General features: G+C 28.5%; 22 protein-coding genes. 21 read left to right on the top strand and 1 reads right to left on the bottom strand.

All coding sequences use genetic code 11. The features are described from left to right. Positions 1 to 134 precede the first annotated feature (134 nt). Entirely contained in the window at positions 135 to 344 is a 210-nt protein-coding gene (gene rpmE / locus BM027_RS02590; protein ID WP_090088517.1) for a 50S ribosomal protein L31, read from the bottom strand. Positions 345 to 542: 198 nt separating this feature from the next. Between rpmE and BM027_RS02585 the strand changes: the two genes are divergently transcribed. The 21 genes from BM027_RS02585 to murA all read left to right on the top strand — a co-directional run bounded on the left by BM027_RS02585 (position 543) and on the right by murA (position 20,535). Next, complete coding sequence (locus BM027_RS02585; protein WP_090088515.1) at positions 543 to 1,181, top strand: thymidine kinase; 639 nt, start codon at positions 543 to 545, stop codon at positions 1,179 to 1,181. Beyond that, positions 1,168 to 2,928, top strand: a complete 1,761-nt coding sequence (gene prmC / locus BM027_RS02580; RefSeq protein WP_090088513.1) for a peptide chain release factor N(5)-glutamine methyltransferase — start codon at positions 1,168 to 1,170, stop codon at positions 2,926 to 2,928. Before BM027_RS02585 ends, prmC begins: the two co-directional genes overlap by 14 nt. A 356-nt stretch (positions 2,929 to 3,284) precedes the next feature. Continuing rightward, positions 3,285 to 4,367 carry a peptide chain release factor 1 gene (gene prfA / locus BM027_RS02575; protein WP_090088511.1) on the top strand — a complete coding sequence of 361 codons (1,083 nt, stop codon included), beginning with the start codon at positions 3,285 to 3,287 and terminating at the stop codon, positions 4,365 to 4,367. A gap of 224 nt (positions 4,368 to 4,591) precedes the next feature. Beyond that, entirely contained in the window at positions 4,592 to 5,179 is a 588-nt protein-coding gene (locus tag BM027_RS02570; protein WP_090088509.1) for a hypothetical protein, read from the top strand. A 20-nt stretch (positions 5,180 to 5,199) separates the two neighbouring features. After that, a complete protein-coding gene (locus BM027_RS02565; RefSeq protein ID WP_090088506.1) occupies positions 5,200 to 6,249 on the top strand; it encodes an L-threonylcarbamoyladenylate synthase in 1,050 nt (349 codons plus the stop codon). A gap of 122 nt (positions 6,250 to 6,371) precedes the next feature. After that, on the top strand, positions 6,372 to 6,821 hold the full coding sequence (rpiB, locus tag BM027_RS02560) for a ribose 5-phosphate isomerase B (protein WP_090088505.1): 450 nt from the start codon (positions 6,372 to 6,374) through the stop codon (positions 6,819 to 6,821). Between the two features lie 86 nt (positions 6,822 to 6,907). Next, positions 6,908 to 7,537: a uracil phosphoribosyltransferase gene (upp, locus tag BM027_RS02555; protein WP_090088503.1), complete on the top strand. Its 630-nt coding sequence runs from the start codon at positions 6,908 to 6,910 to the stop codon at positions 7,535 to 7,537. Positions 7,538 to 7,665: 128 nt separating this feature from the next. Then, positions 7,666 to 8,160, top strand: coding sequence for a deaminase (locus BM027_RS02550; RefSeq protein WP_090088501.1), 495 nt, complete (start codon positions 7,666 to 7,668; stop codon positions 8,158 to 8,160). 306 nt (positions 8,161 to 8,466) lie between these two features. Further along, positions 8,467 to 9,615 carry a non-hydrolyzing UDP-N-acetylglucosamine 2-epimerase gene (wecB, locus tag BM027_RS02545; RefSeq protein WP_090088499.1) on the top strand — a complete coding sequence of 383 codons (1,149 nt, stop codon included), beginning with the start codon at positions 8,467 to 8,469 and terminating at the stop codon, positions 9,613 to 9,615. A gap of 123 nt (positions 9,616 to 9,738) precedes the next feature. Continuing rightward, the gene (locus BM027_RS02540) at positions 9,739 to 10,920 is read left to right on the top strand and encodes an acetyl-CoA C-acetyltransferase (RefSeq protein ID WP_090088498.1); all 1,182 of its coding nucleotides are present in this window, start codon (positions 9,739 to 9,741) and stop codon (positions 10,918 to 10,920) included. 721 nt (positions 10,921 to 11,641) lie between these two features. Further along, positions 11,642 to 12,007: a hypothetical protein gene (locus BM027_RS02535; RefSeq protein ID WP_090088496.1), complete on the top strand. Its 366-nt coding sequence runs from the start codon at positions 11,642 to 11,644 to the stop codon at positions 12,005 to 12,007. A gap of 1 nt (position 12,008) precedes the next feature. Further along, the gene (locus tag BM027_RS02530; protein ID WP_090088494.1) at positions 12,009 to 12,689 is read left to right on the top strand and encodes a F0F1 ATP synthase subunit A; all 681 of its coding nucleotides are present in this window, start codon (positions 12,009 to 12,011) and stop codon (positions 12,687 to 12,689) included. Positions 12,690 to 12,721: 32 nt separating this feature from the next. Continuing rightward, positions 12,722 to 12,940, top strand: coding sequence for an ATP synthase F0 subunit C (gene atpE / locus BM027_RS02525; RefSeq protein WP_090088492.1), 219 nt, complete (start codon positions 12,722 to 12,724; stop codon positions 12,938 to 12,940). Between the two features lie 83 nt (positions 12,941 to 13,023). Next, on the top strand, positions 13,024 to 13,503 hold the full coding sequence (locus BM027_RS02520) for a F0F1 ATP synthase subunit B (RefSeq protein ID WP_090088490.1): 480 nt from the start codon (positions 13,024 to 13,026) through the stop codon (positions 13,501 to 13,503). Positions 13,504 to 13,505: 2 nt separating this feature from the next. After that, positions 13,506 to 14,045, top strand: coding sequence for a F0F1 ATP synthase subunit delta (locus BM027_RS02515; protein WP_090088489.1), 540 nt, complete (start codon positions 13,506 to 13,508; stop codon positions 14,043 to 14,045). Between the two features lie 10 nt (positions 14,046 to 14,055). Further along, on the top strand, positions 14,056 to 15,570 hold the full coding sequence (gene atpA / locus BM027_RS02510; protein WP_090088488.1) for a F0F1 ATP synthase subunit alpha: 1,515 nt from the start codon (positions 14,056 to 14,058) through the stop codon (positions 15,568 to 15,570). Between the two features lie 40 nt (positions 15,571 to 15,610). Continuing rightward, positions 15,611 to 16,462 carry an ATP synthase F1 subunit gamma gene (atpG, locus tag BM027_RS02505; RefSeq protein WP_090088486.1) on the top strand — a complete coding sequence of 284 codons (852 nt, stop codon included), beginning with the start codon at positions 15,611 to 15,613 and terminating at the stop codon, positions 16,460 to 16,462. 14 nt (positions 16,463 to 16,476) lie between these two features. Further along, positions 16,477 to 17,868 carry a F0F1 ATP synthase subunit beta gene (gene atpD, locus BM027_RS02500; protein WP_090088484.1) on the top strand — a complete coding sequence of 464 codons (1,392 nt, stop codon included), beginning with the start codon at positions 16,477 to 16,479 and terminating at the stop codon, positions 17,866 to 17,868. Between the two features lie 13 nt (positions 17,869 to 17,881). Next, positions 17,882 to 18,283 (top strand): ATP synthase F1 subunit epsilon, encoded by a 402-nt coding sequence (atpC, locus tag BM027_RS02495; protein ID WP_090088482.1) that lies wholly within the window; start codon positions 17,882 to 17,884, stop codon positions 18,281 to 18,283. A gap of 186 nt (positions 18,284 to 18,469) precedes the next feature. Continuing rightward, on the top strand, positions 18,470 to 19,117 hold the full coding sequence (locus tag BM027_RS02490; RefSeq protein WP_090088480.1) for a hypothetical protein: 648 nt from the start codon (positions 18,470 to 18,472) through the stop codon (positions 19,115 to 19,117). A gap of 155 nt (positions 19,118 to 19,272) precedes the next feature. After that, entirely contained in the window at positions 19,273 to 20,535 is a 1,263-nt protein-coding gene (murA, locus tag BM027_RS02485) for a UDP-N-acetylglucosamine 1-carboxyvinyltransferase (RefSeq protein WP_090088479.1), read from the top strand. Positions 20,536 to 20,602: the final 67 nt, after the last annotated feature.

Genomic DNA, 20,602 nt, shown 5'->3' with positions numbered 1-20,602 from the left:
ACTTTTAGAAATTGCAACAAGCTAGTTTTGCAAATAATGAATTTTATTAATTAGAACTTATATATAACATTCTTAATTAAAATAAAATATAAATAAAAAGAAAATGGGAAAGACTAAGTCTTTCCCCAAATTTTCTATTTACCATTAATATTAAATCTTTTATTGAACTTATCAACTCTACCGCCGATATCAACGATTTTTTGCTTACCAGTGAAGAATGGGTGGCATTTAGAGCATATTTCAACTTTTAGTTCTTCTTTAACAGAACCAGTAGTGAAAGTGTTTCCACATGCACACTTAACCACTGCATCGTGGTGGTATTCTGGATGTATGCCTTCTTTCATATTTTTCACCTCTTCCAGTATATTAACTTATGTTAACATTAAATAACTACTAGATTATATCATAGTGTATTTTTCTGGTCAATATAATTGAAAAAAATTAAAAAGTCAAATAAGTAATATGAAAGAAAATCTCTTTTTAAGCGAAGTATTAAATGCTATAATCGATTAAGATAGTTAAAAAGGAGAGAATATTTAATTATGAGTAAATTATATTTTAGATATGGAGCAATGAATTCTGGAAAGTCAACTCATTTAATGCAAGTAGCATATAATTATGAAGAGCGTGGAATGAAAGTTATCATAATGAAACCTTTAGTTGATAATAAAGGTGGAGATGAATTAGTATCTAGACTTGGAGTACAAAAAAAAGTTGATCTAATGATTTCTAAAGAAGATAATATTTTAGATTTAGTTACTGAGTATTTAAATAATAAATCAAATATTGATTGTATATTGATTGATGAAGTTCAATTTATGAAATCGAAACAAATAGATGAGTTATTTGAAATAGCAGTTAGACTAAATATTCCGATAATATGTTATGGATTAAGAACAGATTTTAAGATGAATGGATTTGAAGGAAGTACAAGATTATTATTATTAGCTCATAGCATAGAAGAAATGAAAACTATATGTGCATGTGGAAGAAAAGCCTTATTAAATGGAAGAAAAATTAATGGAAAATTCGTTTTTGAAGGAGAACAAATTGCTATAGATGAGCAAGATGATGTTTATTATGAATCTTTATGTGGAGATTGTTATTATAAATATAAGACTGTAACTGATAAATTCAAAAAAAATGATGTAAGAGAGAGTGTTGCAAATGAAAAGGTGTGATGTTGGAGGGCAAGCTGTTATTGAAGGTGTTATGATGAGAGGAACTAATGGATTGGCAACAGCAGTTAGAACATTAAAAGGAAATATAGAAATAAAGATAGAAAATAATGTGCCAATAACTAAAAAGTATCCAATTATTAATATACCTTTTTTAAGAGGCTTTTTTGTGTTAATTGATTCTTTAAAGATGGGAATGGATTCACTAAATTATTCAGCTTCGTTTTTTGATGAGGGAGAAGAACCTTCAAAATTTGAAGTCTGGCTTAATAATAAATTAGGAAAAAAGTCAAATGATATAATTATGGCATTAACGTTAATGTTTTCAATTATTATATCTATTGGACTTTTTGTAATCTTACCAACTAGTATAGCTACACTTTTTAAAAATATAGGAATATCTAATGTAGGATTAAATTTAATTGAAGCTATTATTAGGATAGTAATTTTATTAGTATACATGCTGATTATCAGTAAGTTAGATGATATATATAGAGTTTTACAATATCATGGAGCTGAACATAAAACGATATTTTGTTATGAAGCTATGCAAGATTTAACAGTAGAAAATGTTAAAAAATATCCAAGACTTCATCCAAGGTGTGGAACTAACTTCTTATTTTTAATAATGTTTGTTAGTATTATTGTGTTTTCATTTACAGGATGGGGAAGTTTTGGCGAAAGATTAATACTTAGACTTGTACTTATACCTATAGTAACTGGAATTACTTATGAATTAATTAAATGGCTAGGGAAAAATAATAATTCATTATCAAAAATTATTGCATGGCCAGGAATGCAACTTCAATTTTTAACTACAAAGGAACCAGATAATTTTCAAATTGAAGTAGCAATTGCAGCTCTAAAATGTGCAGAAGGTATTAAAGATAAACAAAAAAATATTGGAGAACTAATTAATTTAGGAGCTGATATTTTAAAGAAGAATAATATTGATACTGCTAGATTAGATGCAGAGCTATTACTTGGAAATGTCATAGATAAAGAAAGAATATATTTAATAACTCATAGAGAAGAAGAAATAAGTATTGTAAATGAAAAAGAGTATTTTAAACTAATTAATAAAAGAAAAGATAAAATGCCAGTTAAATATATTTTAAATGAATGTGAATTTATGAATCTTAACCTTTATGTTGAAGAAGGAGTATTAATTCCACGAGGAGACACAGAAATATTAGTTGAAGAAGTATTAAAGCATATAAAAGAAGATGAAGAAAAAGAAGTGTGCGACTTATGCTGTGGCTCAGGAGCTATTGGGATAGCGCTAGCTCATTTTAGAAGTAATATAAAAGTAGACTTAATCGATTATTATGAAATTCCACAGAAAGTTACATTATTAAATATAGAAAAATTCAATTTAAGAAATAAAGCTTCATTTATAAGAAGTAATTTATTAGATGAAATAATATTAAATGAAAAAAAATATGATATTTTAGTTTCAAATCCACCATATATAGAAGAAGCTGAAATAGAAAAATTAATGGACGATGTAAGAAACTATGAACCACATACGGCATTGAGTGGAGGTAAAGATGGTTTATATTTTTATAAAAAAATAATAAGTCAAAGTAAGAATGTATTGAAAGAAAATGGAATATTAGCATTTGAAATAGGATACAATCAAGGAGAACAAGTAAAAATGCTGATGGAACAATTTTGTTTTAAAGATATAAAAGTAATTAAAGACCTTGCAAGTTTAGATAGAGTAGTTATTGGAAAATTAAGTAATTAAAAGGTATATATTTTATTAGTAATAAACAGAGTCCTTAGTCTTAGTTGGTTTTTTGCTTCATCTCAAACTTAGAAATAGTTATTTGGGAGCGTGCAGTCGCTAACTCCAACTTGCAGAAGTAGGAGTGTTACCGACACAGTATGACGCAAAATAGACTAGCATGCTGACTTGTTATTTATTTTAATGTGCCTTATTGATTAAAACTTAAAAAATATGATATAATACCAAGTGGTTCTTAATTTTTAGATGAGGTTCATTTAATTTAAAAAGTCTTTTCATCTAAAAGGCAGAATGAAGTATCCAAGAGTCACATACATTGGATAAAAATGTGGAAAAATGAAATACGGAGTGATTGAATGTTATTAGATAAATTGGCTTTTATAGAAAATAAATATGATGAATTATCAGTTAAAATTAGTGATCCATCAATTATGCAAAATCAAAATGAGTGGAGAAAGCTATGTAAAGAGCAATCTGACTTAGAGGTTATTGTAAATGCATATAAAGAATATAAGCAAGTCTCAGAAGATCTTCAAGATAACAAAGAAATGTTAAATGAAGAAAATGATAAAGAAATGAGAGAAATGTTAAATGAAGAAATATCTTCTTTAACAGATAAAGAACAAAAATTAGAAGAATATATTCAAATATTATTACTTCCAAAAGATCCAAATGATGATAAGAATGTTTTTGTTGAAATAAGAGGTGGTGCAGGTGGCGAAGAAGCAGCTTTATTTGCATATAACTTATTTAGAATGTACACAAGATATGCAGAAAATCAAAGATGGACTACAGAAATAATGAGTTTAAACGAAACAGATATTGGCGGATTTAAAGAAGTTGTCTTTATGATAAAAGGTAATGGTGCATATTCAAAATTAAAGTATGAAAGTGGAGTACATAGAGTTCAAAGAGTTCCAGATACTGAATCAAGTGGAAGAATTCATACTTCAACTGCAACAGTAGCAGTTTTACCAGAAGTTGATGATGTTGAAATTGAAATTGCAGATAAAGACGTTAGAATAGATGTATTTAGAGCTTCAGGACATGGTGGACAATGCGTTAATACTACAGATTCAGCTGTTAGAATTACACATTTACCTTCAGGACTTGTGGTTTCATGTCAAGATGAAAAATCTCAGTTGAAAAATAAAGAAAAAGCTATGAAAGTTCTTAGATCAAGATTATTTGAAAAAGCTCAACAAGAAAGAGCTGATGGAATAGCAGAAGATAGAAAGAGTCAAGTTGGAACTGGAGATAGAAGTGAAAGAATTAGGACATATAATTATCCACAAGGAAGAGTTACAGAACATAGAATAGGATTAACTTTATATAAATTAGAAGCTTTTTTAAGTGGTGATATTGATGAAGTAATAAATGCATTAATTACAGCAGATCAAGCTGAAAAAATGAAGCAAATGGGAAACAGAGATATGTAAATATTATTTAGAAAGCCTTACATTTTAATATGTGGGGCTTTTAGGCAAATTTAAAAGAATAATAAACCAGTATGTTTGTCTATTTTGCGTCATACTACGGTGGCCAGTTATGCTAATAGATAAACTATCAAAATAACTTACCTCATTGTCTGACACGAAATATATGACGCATCTTTGATCTATTATTTTCTTTCATGTGCCTTAAATAATAGGAGGAATAAGGTATGAATATTTATACTGCTATAAAGAAGGAAAAATCATCTATAAAAAGATTTATAATTTTCATGTTGATGATTGGAATTGTTTTACCTATAGTATTATTAATAGCTGGAATTTCTAATATGTTTTATTTAATTTATCTAGTGTGTATCGAGTTTTTAATAGTAATGGCTATAATACTTAAACTTAATGGTTATAAAGTAGAATATAAATGTATTAATAACAAATTAACTTTTAAAGTTGGAATGTTTACAAATAGATCTCTAATTTTTTGTGATAAAGTAGTTTTAGTACATACTAATAAATCAGATTATGATATGGAAATAATACTTATTACTAGCATAGCCTTTAAGAATAAATTATTAAGATCTGTCATGCCAAATTTTTTAAAAAGATATCCTCAAATTGAAGAAGAATACATAAAGATAAAGGAATTGAATCCTGATAAATCTTATTATTTTCAGATTGTAAAAAAAGGTGGATTAAAAAAATACTTATTATTAGACTCTATATACAAAAATTGCGTTAAGGCTATTTATACAGATTATAGTATTGAAAATATTAAAATTGCACGAGGACAAACAATAGTTTAGCAAGAAAGAAGGAACATACTTTGGAAACAAAGATAATTGTAGTAGAAAACATTGCTGATGATCAAGAAAAAATAAGAGAAGCTGCTGAGATTATAAAAAAAGGTGGAGTTGTAGCTTTTCCAACCGAAACAGTATATGGGTTAGGCGCAGATGCCCTTAATGAAGACGGGGTTAAAAAAATTTTCATAGCTAAAGGGAGACCGCAAGACAACCCTTTGATTGTTCATGTTGCATCAAAAGAAATAGATTTATTAGTTGAAGAAATTCCTGAAGTTGCACATAAACTTATAGATAAGTTTTGGCCAGGTCCATTAACAGTAATTTTAAAAAAGAAAAACATCATACCTAATGTAACTAGTGCAAATTTAGATTCTATTGGGATTAGAATGCCTAATGATGAGATAGCTTTAAAATTAATCGAATTAACGAATACTGTTATTGCAGCACCATCTGCAAATATAAGTGGTAGACCGAGTCCAACAGATGTAGAGAGATGTATAGAAGATTTAGATGGAAAAGTAGATTGTATATTAGGTGGACATAAAAGTAATATAGGGTTAGAATCCACAATTGTAGATTGTACAGTGAATCCACCATTAGTTTTAAGACCAGGTGGGATAACATTAGAAATGTTAAAAGAAATAGATTCAAGAATAGAAATAGATAAAGCTGTAATGCAAAAGCCACAAAAAAATATAAAGCCTAAAGCACCAGGAATGAAGTATAGACATTATGCGCCAAAAGCTAAAGTTACAATAATTTCAGGAAAAAGAAAAAAAACTATTGAAAAAATACAACAAATAGTACACAATTATATAGATAATAATAAAAAAGTGTGTATACTTACTGTTGAGGAAAATAAAAAAGAATATACAGAGGGTACTAAAATAGTATTAGGAAGTATAAAAGATTTATCTACAGTAGCTAAAAATTTATTTGAAGCACTAAGACATTGTGATGACTTAGGAGCAGATTTCATTTTAGCAGAAGCTTATGAAGAAAAAGGAGTAGGAATAGCTATAATGAATAGATTAAAAAAAGCTGCGGGGTTTGACATTATTGAAGTATGAAATGAAGAATTTGATAATAAATAAGATTTTTATTATTGTTTAAAATAGAAGGAGATAAAGTTTAACAACATACTTTCTCTTCTTTTTTTATGAATAAATATATATATTATGGAGGTTAAACTATGAAAATAGCAATTGGATGTGATCATGGTGGATTTGAGCTAAAAGAAGAAATAATAACATTTTTAAAAGCTGAAGGCCATGAAGTAAAAGATTTTGGTACATATTCAAAGGAGTCTTGTGATTATCCTGATATTGCATTGCCAGTAGCAGAGTCTGTTGTATCAAAAAAATATGAATTAGGTATATTAATTTGTGGAACAGGGATTGGAATAGGCATTAGTGCAAATAAAGTTCCTGGAATTAGAGCTGCATTATGCTCAGATACTTTTAGTGCACATGCAACTAGAGAGCATAATAATGCAAATATATTAACTTTAGGACAAAGAGTTGTTGGAACTGGGCTTGCATTAGATATAGTAAAAACTTTTATATCATCTGAATTTGAAGGTGATAGACATGCTAAAAGAATAAATAAGATTACTGAAATAGAAAAAAAATATTATAAATAAGAGACTTAAAAATAATCAGTTAAAATATAACAAAATATTAGTTTGTTGTTTTTTCAATAATAATTAAATATTAGGAGGAATATAAAATGAGTAAGGTAACAGAAATAAGCCATCCGTTGGTACTTCATAAACTTTCAATGATAAGAAGCAAAGATACAGGGTCTAAGGATTTTAAAGAATTAGTTAAAGAAATTTCAATGTTAATGACTTATGAAGTAACTAGAGATTTAAATATGGAAGAGGTAGAAATTGAAACTCCAGTTTGTAAAACTAAATGCAAAATTGTTGCAGGGAAAAAGATGGCAATAGTGCCTATATTAAGAGCTGGACTTGGAATGGTTGATGGAGTACTTAGTTTAATACCAGCAGCTAAAATTGGACATATAGGATTATATAGAGATGAAGAAACTTTAAAACCAGTAGAATATTTTTGTAAACTTCCTAAAGACATTGAAGAAAGAGATGTTATAGTTGTTGATCCAATGATTGCGACAGGCGGGTCAGCATGTGACGCATTAACTATGCTTAAGGAAAAAGGTGCTAGAAATTTAAAATTAATGAGTTTAATAGCAGCACCAGAAGGTATACAAGTAGTGCAAAAAGAACATCCAGATGTAGATGTGTACATAGCTTCAATAGATGAAAAATTGAATGAAAAAGGTTATATAGTTCCAGGTCTTGGAGATGCTGGAGATAGGTTATTTGGAACTAAATAAGTATTATTTTATAATAAAGTAATATTAAGGAGGATACTTTTTGTAAGTATCCTTTTTAACTTTGTTAATAATTTAAAGGTAGTATGGTATAATCAACATATATAATATTGTTTTTGGGAGAATATAAAATGGATAGAAGAATTAAAGATAATTATTATTTAGATATTGCTGAAACTGTATTAGAAAGAGGTACTTGCTTAAGACGGAATTATGGTTCTATTATAGTTAAGAATGATGAAATAATTTCTACTGGATACACTGGAGCACCAAGAGGAAGAAAAAATTGTATAGACATAAACAGTTGTATAAGAGAAAAACTTCAAGTTCAAAGAGGAACTCATTATGAGCTTTGCAGAAGTGTACATAGTGAAGCTAATGCAATAATTAGTGCTTCTAGAAGAGACATGATTGGAGCTACATTATATTTAGTTGGTAAAGATGTTAATACAAAAGAATATGTTAAAGATGCTAATTCTTGTTCAATGTGCAAAAGACTAATTATAAATTCAGGCATTGATTATGTTGTTATAAGAGATAATAAAAATACATATAGAAAAATAAGTGTGGTGCAATGGATAGAAGATGATGATTCTTTAAATATTAAAAATAATCTAGGATATTGAAAATAGTAGATTATAATATATATTTAAGAATATAGCATGATATAATGTTCAGATTATAAACATAAATATTATGTAGAATATTGTTGTAAAATCTAGATTGAAGAATAATTCCATATAGAAGGTATTGTAAAATAAATAACTAGTCAAAAATTCTTAGGATTTTTGAACTAGACAAATGAAGTGAAGGCAGTTAATACTGATGTCATTAGTTGTGTTTGCTGATGTAATATAAAAAGACAATAAGACTGATTAGTTATTTATTTGAGATGCCTAAAATACGTTATAGTAGAGTTAGGAGGAAATAAAGTGAGCAAGAAAAAAGTGATAACAATATTTGGTACGAGACCAGAGGCGATAAAAATGGCTCCTTTAGTAAAAGAGCTAGAAAAGAGAGAAGAAATTGAATCAAAGGTTTGTGTAACAGCTCAACATAGAGAAATGTTAGATCAAGTTTTAGAATTATTTGATATCAAACCAGATTTTGACTTGAACATAATGAAAACAAAACAAACCCTAACAGGAATCACTAATAAGGTTCTAGAAGGACTGGAAGAAGTTTTTGAGCAAGAAAAACCAGATATGATATTAGTACATGGGGATACAACAACAACTTTTGCAGGATCTTTAGCAGCATTTTATCAACAAATAAAGATAGGGCATGTAGAAGCAGGACTTAGAACTTTCAATAAATATTTTCCATTTCCAGAAGAAATGAATAGAAAATTAACAGGGAGTTTAGCAGATTTACACTTTACACCAACTAAAGGATCAAAAGAAAATCTATTAAGAGAAGGAATTGAAGAAAAGAATATATATATTACTGGTAATACTGTAATAGATGCTATGATGCATACAGTTGAAGATGAATATGAATTTAAAAATGAATATTTGAAAAAAATAGATTTTAATAAAAAAATTATAATGATAACAGCTCATAGAAGAGAAAATTGGGGTCAAGGCATAGAAAATATTTGTCATGCTTTAAAAAAGATAGTAAAAGATAATTCAGATGTTGAATTAGTATATTTAGTTCATTTAAACCCAGTTGTTAAAGACGTTGTATTTAAAGAACTTGGAGGATTGGATAGAGTACATTTATTACCGCCATTAGATACTAAGGAAACCCATAATTTAATGAATAAATCATTTATGGTTATGACAGATTCAGGTGGATTGCAGGAAGAAGCGCCACATTTAGGAAAACCTGTATTAGTATTGAGAGATGTCACAGAAAGACCAGAAGCTGTAGAGTATGGAACAGTTAAATTAGTTGGTACTGATATAGATAAAATAGTGAATGAAGCAAGTGAATTAATTAAAAATGTAGAAGCTTATAATAGGATGAGTAAAGCAGCAAATCCATATGGGGATGGTGTAGCATCTATAAGGATAGCAGACGCTATATTGAAATATTTCAATCTAAGTAAAAAAGAGGTAGATGAATTTAAAAGATAAACTTTGTTTAAATTTTAACAATTAACTCTTGCTAAATAAAAAGATAATATGTATAATTATATTATGTTAATAATTTAACGAAAATGAATATTAAATATATATAATTTTTAGGAGGTTTTAAACATGAAAGAAGTAGTTATTGTAAGTGCAGTTAGAACAGCTGTAGGTAGTTTTGGTGGAGCATTAAAAGGTGTTTCAGCAGTAGATTTAGGAGCTACAGTAATTAAAGAAGCTGTAAATAAAGCTGGAGTTAAGCCAGAATTAGTTGAAGAAGTTATAATGGGTAATGTAATTCAAGCAGGTCTAGGACAAAATACAGCTAGACAAGCAACAATAAAATCAGGATTACCACAAGAAGTTCCAGCTATGACAATTAACAAGGTTTGTGGATCAGGATTAAGAGCAGTTAGTTTAGCAGCTCAAATGATTAAAGCTGGAGACGCTGATGTTATCGTTGCAGGTGGTATGGAAAACATGTCAGCTGCACCATATGCTTTAAACACATCTAGATGGGGACAAAGAATGGGCGATGGCAAGATGGTTGATACAATGATAAATGATGCATTATGGGATGCATTTAATCATTATCACATGGGAGTTACTGCTGAAAATATCGCTAAACAATGGGGAATAACTAGAGAAGAACAAGACCAATTTTCTTTAGGATCACAACTTAAAGCAGAAAAAGCAATTAAAGAAGGAAAATTCAAAGATGAAATAGTTCCAGTTGTTATTCCACAAAGAAAGGGAGATCCAAAAGTATTTGATACAGATGAATTCCCAAGATTTGGAACAACTATTGAAGCATTAGCAAAATTAAAACCAGCTTTCATCAAAGATGGTACTGTAACAGCAGGTAATGCATCAGGTATTAATGATGGAGCAGCAGCTTTTGTTGTTATGAGTGCTGATAAAGCAGCAGAATTAGGACTTAAGCCATTAGCTAAAATCCTTTCTTATGGATCAAAAGGATTAGATCCAGCTATAATGGGATACGGACCTTTCCATGCAACTAAGAAAGCTTTAGAAGTAGCTAACTTAACAGTTAATGATTTAGATTTAATCGAAGCTAACGAAGCTTTTGCAGCTCAAAGTTTAGCAGTTGCTAAAGATTTAAAATTTGATATGAGTAAAGTAAATGTTAATGGTGGAGCAATTGCATTAGGACATCCAGTTGGAGCATCAGGTGCAAGAATACTAGTTTCATTACTTCATGAAATGGAAAAGAGAGATGCTAAAAAAGGTTTAGCAACACTTTGCATAGGTGGAGGAATGGGAACAGCTATTATAGTTGAAAGATTATAAAATTTGTTAATATTCTTTTAAATATAAAGTCGTTATAATACTATGTATTATAACGACTTTTATTTTATATAGTAAATTACAAAGTTGTAAATAACTTTAGAAGTAGATTTTTTTGAAATATTGAATAATTAATAATTTAAAGTAGAACATATATAATACAATAAACTTTTAATAAATGAACTATTATTATTAAATTTAACATTATATGAATAGATATTTAAAATTATATGCAAGATATAAAATGAAATTATCAATTAACGTATTTTCAATACTACTTAATACTGTCTGCATAAGCACTTAAAGCGTTCTTGATATATTCTTTTATGAAAATAAATAATTGCATAAATTCATTTATTTGTATTCATTAGTATAAAAAAAAAAGAATGCTTTATTAATTAAAAAATAAAAATACTTAGAATAATACACTTTAATTTGAATTTTTGTTTTTTGTTTCCATAAAAACAAAAATGAAAATGTTATCAGGAAAATTACTACCATAATTCATATAATAGAATATTCTGTCAATTGAAGGATGAAATAAAAATAAATTTATTTTAGACGAAAAATGAATAAAAGAAAACTTTGATTGCGTATTAGCAAGAATATGAGTGCTAAATAAGTTTAATAGCCATAAATAGCACTTTATTATTAAAAACTAGGTTTTGTTAAACTTTAAGATGGAGATATAATATCTCATATCGAAGGTTAAGAGGAGATATTCATGAATAAAGGAATAAATAAGTTTCTTAAAGATATGGTAAAGTGTGATTTAATAAGTGGAGTTATAATATCTTTGCTTATATGGTTAATTTCATCTTTCACATATGCAGAAATCTATTTGATTGGAATAAGCATATCTTTGATAAACTTTATAGTAAGTGGATATGTTACTATAAATTCTTTAGAATATAATAAACGAAATAAATACATTCCAATAATTTCATTTATAAGGATAATTTTAATAATTGCTATTTCAATGTTTTTTATAAATGATATAACAATTATGTCTTATTATATGTTTGGATTTATTTCGCATTATATATTATTAATAGCTAATTGCATAAAAAACAGGAAAGGAAGTGTTTAGGTTGGAACCTAGTATGCCTATATATTCCTTTAAAATTGGAAATTTCCCCATTAATATTACAAAGGAAATAATTATTCAATGGGTAGTAATTTTAATTTTATGGATAGGAGCTTCTTTATTAACAAGAAATCTAAAGCAAAATCCAAGTAAAAAGCAAGCTGCTTTAGAAAAAATTTATGAATCAATAAAAACACTTGTTAATAGTACTATGGGGGAAGGTTATGAAAGATTTATACCATATATAGGAACATTAATTGTTTACTTATTAGTTTTAAATTTTACTGGTTTAATCGGTATACCACCCGCAACCCAAAATTTAAGTGTAACCATTGGACTTGCAATTACAACCTTTTTAGTTGTAAACATAAATGCAATTAAGAAAAATGGTCCAGGGGGATATTTAAAAGGTCTTTCACACCCATATTTTGTTATGTTACCAATTAATATAATGGAAAGATTAGTCCTTCCAGTATCGTTAGCACTCAGACTATTTGGTAACATGTTAGCAGCAACAATTTTAGTCGATTTAGTATATCAAGCGCTAGGAAAAGTAGCAATGATAGCTCAAATTGGTGCACCAATAATAGTACATGGATATTTTGATTTGTTTGATGGATCAATTCAAATGCTAGTATTTACTATGTTGACTATGATTAATATTAAGACAACCGCAGAACATTAATTAAATTTCAATTATTTTAAGGAGGAGTTATAATGAATTTAGCAGTTATAGGAGCAGGTATTGCTGTATTAACAGGAATTGGAGCAGGAATTGGAATTGGGGTAGCCACAGGAAAAGCTACTGAAGCAATTGCTAGACAACCAGAAGAAGCAAGTAAAATCCAAACAGCATTAATTATAGGAGCTGGTCTTGCAGAAGCAACAGCAATTTATGGTTTAATAGTTGCATTAATGATATTAGCAAAGGCTTAAGAATTACATTCATGATATTAGCAAAATAATAAATTTGTATGAGTTGATTATATTGACTCCGAAGGGAGGATATAGGTAAGTATATGGATATTGATATTTCAATAGTACTAATGACCTTAGTTAACTTTTTTATTCTTGTTCTTATATTAAAACACTTTTTTTGGGAAAAGATTCAATTAACAATTGAAGAAAGACAAAATTATGTTGATGAAAAGTTAATTAAAGCAGACGAGGATTCTCAAAAGGCTAAAATGTATTTATTAGAAAATCAAAGAATTCTTCAATCAGCAAAAGAAGAAGGAAAAAAGATTACTGAAAAGCAAAAAGAAAAAGGTAATAAGATATATCAAGAAATTATAGACAATGCTAATGAAGAGGCAAAATCATTACTAGAAAGAGCTAAAGTAGAAATACAAAGAGAAAAAGAAAAAGCAGAGTATGAAGTAAAAAAACAAGCAGTAGATTTAGCAGTGCAGCTTTCAATTAAAGCTTTAGAAGAAAATATGGATGAAAGCAAACATAGACAACTCATTGGAGATTTTATTACTAAGGTAGGTATGTAGCTATGTATGAATATTTAGATAGACGATATGCATTAGCACTTTACCAAGTTGCTGAAAAAGACGGGAAAGTAGATAAGTATTTACAAGATTTAAGAGAAATTTGTGATTTAATTGACAATAATCATGATTTTTATGAAGTAATAAAACATCCTCAAATAAGTACTATAAAGAAAAAACAAACTTTAATTAATATTTTTAAAGATAAAATTGATGAGGAATTACTTTCTTTTCTTCTTATATTAATAGAAAAAGATAGAATATTATATCTTAGAGAAAAATTAAATGAGATGGAAAAGATAGATCTTGAAAGAAAAAATACTTTAAAAGGTGTAATAAAAACAGCTATTCCTCTTATACCCGAAGAATTAGAAAATTTAAAAAATGTTTTTGAAAAGAAGTATGATAAAAATATCTTATTTGAAACTGAAGTAGATAAAAGCCTTTTAGGTGGTATCTATGTAAGAATTGGAAATGATGTAATAGATTATACTATGAAATCTAAAATAGAAGAAATGAAAGATTTAATGCTTAAACAGAAATAGAGGTGAATCCATGAATATTAAACCAGAAGAAATAACTTCTATCATTAAAAAAGAAATAGAGAAGTATGAAAAACAAATAAAAACAGTAGATTCTGGTACTATAATCCAAGTTGGTGATGGAGTTTCAAGGGTTTATGGATTAGATAATTGTATGGAAGGGGAATTATTAGAATTCCCTAATGATGTATTTGGAATGGCCCTAAACCTTGAACAAGATAATGTTGGTTGTGTTCTTTTAGGTAGTGAAGAAGGTATAAAAGAAGGGGACATTGTTAAAGGATCAGGTAGAATTGTTGAAGTTCCAGTAGGAGAAGCTCTAATTGGTAGAGTTGTCGATTCTTTAGGTCAACCTATAGATGGCAAAGGCCCAATTAAAACCGATAAAATAAGACCAGTAGAAGTTGCAGCTCCTAGTATAATAGATAGAAGTTCAGTTAATGAACCTTTACAAACAGGAATTAAGGCTATTGATACGATGATTCCAATAGGTAAGGGTCAAAGAGAACTTATAATAGGTGATAGACAAACTGGTAAAACAGCTTTAGTTATAGATACTATCTTAAACCAAAAGGGAAAAGATGTTATATGTATCTATGTAGCTATTGGTCAAAAGCAATCTACAGTTGCTCATATAGTTAATACTTTAACTGAAATGGGTGCTATGGATTATAGTATAGTAGTAAGTTCTACAGCTGGAGATTCAGCTCCATTACAATATCTTGCTCCATATGCTGGATGTAGTATGGGAGAATATTTTATGAATGAAGGAAAAGATGTACTAATTGTATATGATGATCTTTCTAAACATGCAGTAGCTTATAGAACAATGTCACTACTTCTTAGAAGACCGCCAGGCAGAGAAGCTTATCCAGGAGATGTTTTCTATATTCACTCAAGATTGCTTGAAAGAGCAGCTAAGTTATCAGAAGAAAAAGGTGGCGGTTCATTAACAGCGCTTCCAATTATAGAAACACTAGCTGGAGATATCACAGCTTACATACCAACAAATGTAATATCAATTACAGATGGTCAAATATTCTTAGAGTCTGATTTATTCTACTCAGGACAAAGACCAGCAGTAAATGCAGGTATTTCAGTATCAAGAGTTGGTGGTAATGCTCAAATAAAAGCTATGAAACAAGTAGCTGGTACTTTAAGATTAGAACTTGCTCAATATAGAGAATTAGCAGCCTTTTCACAATTTGGATCAGATTTAGATAAAGATTCAAAGAGAAGACTTGAAAAGGGTAAGAGATTAGTTGAAATCTTAAAACAAGATCAATACAAACCATTAGAAGTAGAAAAACAAATTATTATATTATATGCAGTAGTTAATGACTTTTTATCAGACATTAAGATTACAGATATTAAGAAATTTGAAAAAGAATTCTTAGAATATGTAAATACACACTATAGAGATGTTGAAAAAGAAATTATTACTAATAAAACTTTAAGTGCTGATCTTAAAACAAGATTAGAAGTAGCAATAGTTGAGTTTAAAAAGATATTTTTACAAGAAGCATAGCTTAAATTTAAGCTATGCCCTTCTTTAGGAGGTAGAACGCATGGGCGCAGCTGGACTTATTGAAATCAAAAGAAGAATTAAGTCAGTAGAAAATACAAGAAAAATAACTAATGCTATGGGGCTTGTTGCCACTTCTAAGTTAAGAAAATCTAGAAAAGAGTTATTAGTAAATCAAAAGTTTGTTGAATCAACTGAAAAAATTGTAAAAAATCTTGCATCAACTATTTTTGAGGATGAGGAAAATATTTATTTTAAAGCTAATAATAGCAAAGATAAATTATATATATTAATGTCATCTGATTCAGGTTTGTGTGGTGGATTCAATGGAAGTATAGTGTCTTACTTAGAGACTTTAGTTAGAGATGAAAAAGATAATATAAAAATTATTATAGTAGGAAGCAAAGGAGTCAGCTATGTTAGAAGATTTGGTCTTGAAACAATAGCTGAATATGTAGATATTCCGGATATTCCAAGTGTAAAAGAAGTGAAAATTATTTTTGAAAAAGCTCTTAAGATGTATAAAGAAGGAGAAGTTTCAGAAGTAAAAGTTGTATATTCAGATTTCATTTCTCCAGTTAAACAAGAACCTAAAGCAGTTAATATTTTGCCAGTGGATAAGATAGAAGGTAAATCAGGAGAATGCATAATCGAACCAGAGGGTGAAGAAGTATTAAATGATGCACTTAACATTTATCTAAAGGGTAAACTTAGAAATATTTTATTAAGTTCTAAATGTAGTGAACAAAGTGCGAGAATGGTAGCGATGGATGGAGCAACAAAAAATGCAAATGATATATTGTCTGCTTTAAACCTTAAGTTTAATAGAATTAGACAACAAATGATTACACAAGAAATATCTGAAATAGTTGGAGGAGCAGAAGCTCAAAAATAGTGAGGAGGTATTTTATGCCTGGTAAGATTGGGAAAGTAGTTCAAGTAATTGGACCGGTAGTAGATATAAAATTTGATTCAGATTCTCTTCCAAATTTATATAATGCAATCAGTATTGATATGGGAGAAAGAGAATTAGTTGTTGAAGTTGAACAACATGTCGGTGATGATATAGTAAGAACAATTGCTATGGAAGCAACGGAAGGATTAAAAAGAGGAATGGATGCTGTTGATACAGAAAAGCCTATTTCTGTTCCAGTAGGAGAAGAAGTTCTAGGAAGATTATTTAATGTTCTAGGAAATCCTATTGATAATGCAGGAGCTGTTGATATAAAGGAAAGATATCCAATTCATAGACCAGCACCTAGCTTTAAAGATCAAGCAGTTGAACCAGAAATGTTTGAAACAGGAATTAAAGTTATAGATTTACTTGCTCCATATCAAAAGGGTGGTAAAATAGGTTTATTTGGAGGAGCTGGAGTTGGTAAAACAGTTTTAATTCAAGAATTGATAAACAATATAGCTAAAGAACATGGTGGATTATCAGTATTTACTGGAGTTGGTGAAAGATCAAGAGAAGGTAATGATTTATACCATGAGATGAAAGATTCTGGAGTTATTGCAAAGACCGCTTTAGTATTTGGACAAATGAATGAGCCACCAGGTGCTAGAATGAGAGTAGCTTTAACTGGATTAACTATGGCAGAATACTTTAGAGATAAAGGTCAAGATGTATTATTATTTATAGATAATATATTTAGATTTACTCAAGCCGGTTCTGAGGTATCAGCATTACTTGGAAGAATACCTTCAGCTGTTGGTTATCAACCAACATTGGCTACAGAAATGGGTGCGCTTCAAGAAAGAATTACATCAACAAAAAGTGGTTCTATTACATCTGTTCAAGCAGTATATGTTCCAGCTGATGATTTAACAGATCCGGCACCAGCTACAACATTCTCTCATCTAGATGCAACTACAGTTTTATCTAGAAATATAGTTGAACTTGGTATATATCCAGCTGTAGACCCATTAGAATCTACGTCTAGAATATTAGATCCAAGATTAGTTGGAGAAGAACATTATAATGTAGCTACAGAAGTTAAACATATACTTGAAAGATATAAGGAACTACAAGATATTATAGCTATCTTAGGTGTTGATGAATTATCAGATAATGATAAAGCAATAGTATCTAGAGCAAGAAAAATACAAAGATTTTTATCACAACCATTTACAGTTGGTGAACAATTTACTGGAATGCCAGGAAAATATGTTCCAGTAAAAGAAACAATAAAAGGATTTAAGGAAATTCTAGAAGGTAAATATGATGATTTACCTGAATCAGCATTCTTATTCATTGGATCAGTTGATGAAGCTGTACAAAAAGCTAAAGATTTAGCGTAAGGAGATGAATAATATGCCTAATACCTTTTTATTAAAGATTGTTACACCTAGTAATGATGTCTACAATAATCAAGTGGAAAAAATATTTTTAAAGAATAGTAATGGAAATTTGGAAATATTGGCAAATCATGCTGATATAATAACAAATATAGTACCTTGTATTGTAGAATTTACAGATGATAAAGGAAAAAATCAAAAAGTGTTTGTTTCAAAGGGAATTGCAAGTATGTCTAAGAATGAACTAATAATTTGTAGTGATTCCGCTGAATTTTCAGAGAATATAGACTTAGAGAGAGCTGAAAAAGCAAAAGAAAGAGCTGAAAAGAGATTATTTAGTGGAAATAATTATGATGAAAAAAGAGCAGAATTAGCATTAATGAGAGCAAATCAGAGAATAAAACTAAAAAAATTATAAAAAAAGCTTAAGAGGATTTACCTCTTAAGCTTTTTTTATGTTTAGAGATTACTTTCTTTCAAATTTTTTATTAAATTAGCACAAATTAATAAGATAATTATATATTATATTATAAACTCAAATAAAAAACAGAATAAAAAATGGAATAGCTGAGCATAATTAAAGGAATGAGTAGGGGGTATAAGTGTGAAAGTAAAAGTTAGTATATTATTACTTATATTAATATCATTCTTAAACATGGGAGCTGTTTCAAATAAACATATAATTAATAACTCATTTAAAGATATGGAAACTAGCGTGATTAATAAAAGTCAATTTAAGGAGAATGGTGTAAAAATCCAATTTAAAATAAAAAAAGATATTAAAACAGAATATTTAATAGTAAAAGAAAATTTAATGAATAATATTAAAGGTATTTATAAGGAAATCGATAAAAATAAGTTTGAAATTCTAAATAATGACTTTAATGTTAATATAAATTTATGGAATGTAGACAATTATACTTATGTTGAAGTTATATTAATAAATATAAATCCTCAATATAAAACGATACATTTAAAAAAGATATTAAAAGAGTTAAAAAATAAAGATACAGAAGACATGCAAACTTTTTTATATTATAAAGGTGAAATAAATCAAGAAAAAAATAAGAATTTTGTAGACGAAGTTATTAATCTAGAATATTTGAAAGATATAGATGTAATAGAAATTAATAATGGTTATACTGGAACTGGAATTTTAAAAAGTGGAGAAAAAGTTAATTTTGCACTAGCTAACTATAATACTAATTCGTATATAATTATTGGTACACCAATAATATTCACAACATACTAATACATTTTAAATAAAATAATAAACCAGTATTCGTGTATATTTTGTATGTTATACTATATCACTAGAATTAACTAATAGTATGACTAAAAGATATGCTACGAATTTTTGGATCATTATTTTTTTGGAATGTTTAACAATTCATTATGGAGGATAATATGGAAAAAATAATAGTTAATGGTGTAAAAAAACTTAGAGGTGAAGTTAATATAAGTTGTGCTAAAAATTCAATTTTACCTATAATTGCAGCCACTATATTATGTCCAGAGAGCATTGTTATAAATAATGCTCCTATGCTAGAAGATGTAGAGGTTATTTGCAAGTTATTAAGAGAATTAAATTGTGAAGTTGATTTTTCTAAAATAGATGATAAATTGAAAATTAATACTAGTAATATAAATCCAATTGATGCTAATACAGAACTTATTAGAAAGATGAGAGCATCTTTTTTAATTATGGGAGCTATGCTTGCTAGATTTGGATACTGTAAATTATCATTACCAGGAGGGTGTAACATAGGAAGTAGACCAATAGATCTACATCTCAAGGGATTCAAGTTACTTGGAGCAGATATAATAATGGGATATGGATTTGTAGAAGTAAAAACAAAGAAATTAATCGGAAATAGAATATATCTAGATTTTCCTTCTGTTGGTGCAACAGAAAATATTTTAATGGCAGCAGTTTTAGCAGAAGGAACAACAATAATAGAAAATGCTGCACAGGAACCTGAGATTGAGGATTTAGCTAGATTTTTAAATAAAATGGGAGCTAATATAGAAGGTGCAGGAAGAGGAAAAATTACTATACATGGAGTAAAAGATTTAAAAGGGATAGAGTATACACCAATATACGATAGAATAGAAGCTGGAACATTTATGATAGCGGCAGGAATAACAAATAGTACAATAAAAATTAATGGAGTAAATGAAGAACATTTAAGGCCCGTTATAGAAAAACTAAAAGAATGTGGACTTGTATTTAGTGAATATAAAAATAATTCTATTATTGTAGATGGAAGCAGAATTAAAAAGGCTGTTGATATTAAAACATTACCGTATCCAGGATTTCCAACAGATATGCAAGCACAGATGATGAGTTTATTATCAGTAACAGAAGGAACCAGTGTCATAACAGAAACTGTATTTGAAAATAGATTTATGCATGTTACAGAACTTGCAAGAATGGGTGCAAATATAAAAATTGATGGTAGAACAGCTATAATTGAGGGAGTTCCTCAATTAACAGCATGTGAAGTAAAAGCTACAGATTTAAGAGCAGGAGCTGCAATGATTTTGGCAGGGTTAGTTGCGGATGGACAAACGGAAATAGGAGATATTTATCATATAGATAGAGGATATGTTAATGTAGAAGAAAAATTTAGAAAATTAGGTGCAGATATTTATAGAATTGATGTATAGAAATTAAGGTATATTAAAAGAAATAACAAGCCAGTATGCTACGCATATTTGACTTGTTATTTTCTTT

The sequence above is a fragment of the Clostridium uliginosum genome (assembly GCF_900112485.1).
In the GTDB taxonomy this organism is placed as follows: domain Bacteria; phylum Bacillota; class Clostridia; order Clostridiales; family Clostridiaceae; genus Clostridium; species Clostridium uliginosum.
The sequence above is the reverse complement of the archived record's forward strand: the minus strand, read 5'-3'. Positions and strand labels throughout refer to the sequence as shown.

Excerpts from the sequence above, each read along its gene's own strand:
- BM027_RS02550 (WP_090088501.1), top strand. The coding sequence starts at position 7,666 with ATGGATAGAAGAATTAAAGATAATTATTATTTAGATATTGCTGAAACT.
- BM027_RS02515 (WP_090088489.1), top strand. The coding sequence starts at position 13,506 with ATGTATGAATATTTAGATAGACGATATGCATTAGCACTTTACCAAGTT.
- upp (WP_090088503.1), top strand. The coding sequence starts at position 6,908 with ATGAGTAAGGTAACAGAAATAAGCCATCCGTTGGTACTTCATAAACTT.
- BM027_RS02540 (WP_090088498.1), top strand. The coding sequence starts at position 9,739 with ATGAAAGAAGTAGTTATTGTAAGTGCAGTTAGAACAGCTGTAGGTAGT.
- BM027_RS02570 (WP_090088509.1), top strand. The coding sequence starts at position 4,592 with ATGAATATTTATACTGCTATAAAGAAGGAAAAATCATCTATAAAAAGA.
- atpE (WP_090088492.1), top strand. The coding sequence starts at position 12,722 with ATGAATTTAGCAGTTATAGGAGCAGGTATTGCTGTATTAACAGGAATT.
- rpmE (WP_090088517.1), bottom strand. The coding sequence starts at position 344 with ATGAAAGAAGGCATACATCCAGAATACCACCACGATGCAGTGGTTAAG.
- BM027_RS02585 (WP_090088515.1), top strand. The coding sequence starts at position 543 with ATGAGTAAATTATATTTTAGATATGGAGCAATGAATTCTGGAAAGTCA.
- murA (WP_090088479.1), top strand. The coding sequence starts at position 19,273 with ATGGAAAAAATAATAGTTAATGGTGTAAAAAAACTTAGAGGTGAAGTT.
- rpiB (WP_090088505.1), top strand. The coding sequence starts at position 6,372 with ATGAAAATAGCAATTGGATGTGATCATGGTGGATTTGAGCTAAAAGAA.
- BM027_RS02520 (WP_090088490.1), top strand. The coding sequence starts at position 13,024 with ATGGATATTGATATTTCAATAGTACTAATGACCTTAGTTAACTTTTTT.
- prmC (WP_090088513.1), top strand. The coding sequence starts at position 1,168 with ATGAAAAGGTGTGATGTTGGAGGGCAAGCTGTTATTGAAGGTGTTATG.
- BM027_RS02535 (WP_090088496.1), top strand. The coding sequence starts at position 11,642 with ATGAATAAAGGAATAAATAAGTTTCTTAAAGATATGGTAAAGTGTGAT.
- prfA (WP_090088511.1), top strand. The coding sequence starts at position 3,285 with ATGTTATTAGATAAATTGGCTTTTATAGAAAATAAATATGATGAATTA.
- atpD (WP_090088484.1), top strand. The coding sequence starts at position 16,477 with ATGCCTGGTAAGATTGGGAAAGTAGTTCAAGTAATTGGACCGGTAGTA.
- atpC (WP_090088482.1), top strand. The coding sequence starts at position 17,882 with ATGCCTAATACCTTTTTATTAAAGATTGTTACACCTAGTAATGATGTC.
- atpA (WP_090088488.1), top strand. The coding sequence starts at position 14,056 with ATGAATATTAAACCAGAAGAAATAACTTCTATCATTAAAAAAGAAATA.
- atpG (WP_090088486.1), top strand. The coding sequence starts at position 15,611 with ATGGGCGCAGCTGGACTTATTGAAATCAAAAGAAGAATTAAGTCAGTA.